Genomic DNA, 977 nt, shown 5'->3' with positions numbered 1-977 from the left:
ACGCGGCGCGCCGCCCGTAAACGGCTGACCATCATCACGCACGAAGTTGTTGCTGTAGAGCAGCATCTTGCCCGCGGCGTCCACAGCCAGCAGGTCAGTGTACGAGTCACCCGTCACACTGTTGCCGGGTAGCTCCGCAGGTTCCGACATGGACCACACCGCGTTCGCTATGGCCACGCCGTCCGCCGTCGCGTCGAAGTACCTCCCGGGAAAGGCGGAGACCTGTACCTGCTGGCAGATCTGCCCAATGGGATCATTTCGCCAGTCGAACTGGAGCATCTTGCTGAGGAACTTGTTCGTCGCGTAGACCGGGTTCAGGATCTGCTCGACCGTTCCCCAGCCTTGCGAGGGACGCTGCTGGAAGAGCCCGACGCTGTCGTCGGCGCCGTAGGTCAGGTTGCGGATGGTGGATTCGACGATGGTGGTGGTGATGGCAATCTGTGCGGCCCGAACCGGCAGGCCTCGACTCTTGACGGTGGCGATGATGACGCGGGCGCAGGACACCCGGTAAGCCGTCATCGAGCCCCGCATGTTACCGGGCAGTTGTCCGTTCAACTGCGTCGCCATACTGGCATCGGCCGAGGTGGTTCCATTTCTGTCGCATGGCACAGTGTCCGCGGCGTGCGCGGGAGCCGAAGACATCAGGGCGATGGGCACCGAGACGCACAGGGAGAGAAGTAATCCGGTCAGGGATCGGATGAGGGCATGTCGCATGGCTACTCCACGAGTGATGAAGAAGGGCCCGGTGTCGGCCGCCTGGGGTGGTGGGCGGCCGACACCGGCGGGGATGGGGTCAGGTCAGGATGCGGGTGCTGCCCGCCCAGCCGTGCCCGACTTCGCGTGGCACGCTGCCCGTAAACGGCTGACCATCATCACGCACGAAGTTGTTGCTGTAGAGCAGCATCTTGCCCGCGGCGTCCACAGCCAGCAGGTCGGTGAACCCATCACCGGTCACATCAGCCGGAATGATCCTCGTC

The 977-nt window shown here is 64.0% G+C and carries 2 protein-coding genes; both read right to left on the bottom strand.

Annotated features, from left to right (window positions below):
- Positions 1-714: hypothetical protein (locus ACTWPT_RS60065; protein WP_443186492.1), on the bottom strand; the 714-nt coding region annotated here is incomplete at its 3' end.
- Between the two features lie 79 nt (positions 715-793).
- The coding region (locus ACTWPT_RS60060; protein ID WP_443186491.1) for a hypothetical protein at positions 794-977 on the bottom strand (184 nt) is incomplete at its 5' end.

The organism is Nonomuraea sp. 3N208, assembly GCF_052245935.1.
Taxonomy (GTDB): Bacteria; Actinomycetota; Actinomycetes; order Streptosporangiales; family Streptosporangiaceae; genus Nonomuraea.
This window is presented reverse-complemented; position numbering and strand designations above follow the sequence as displayed.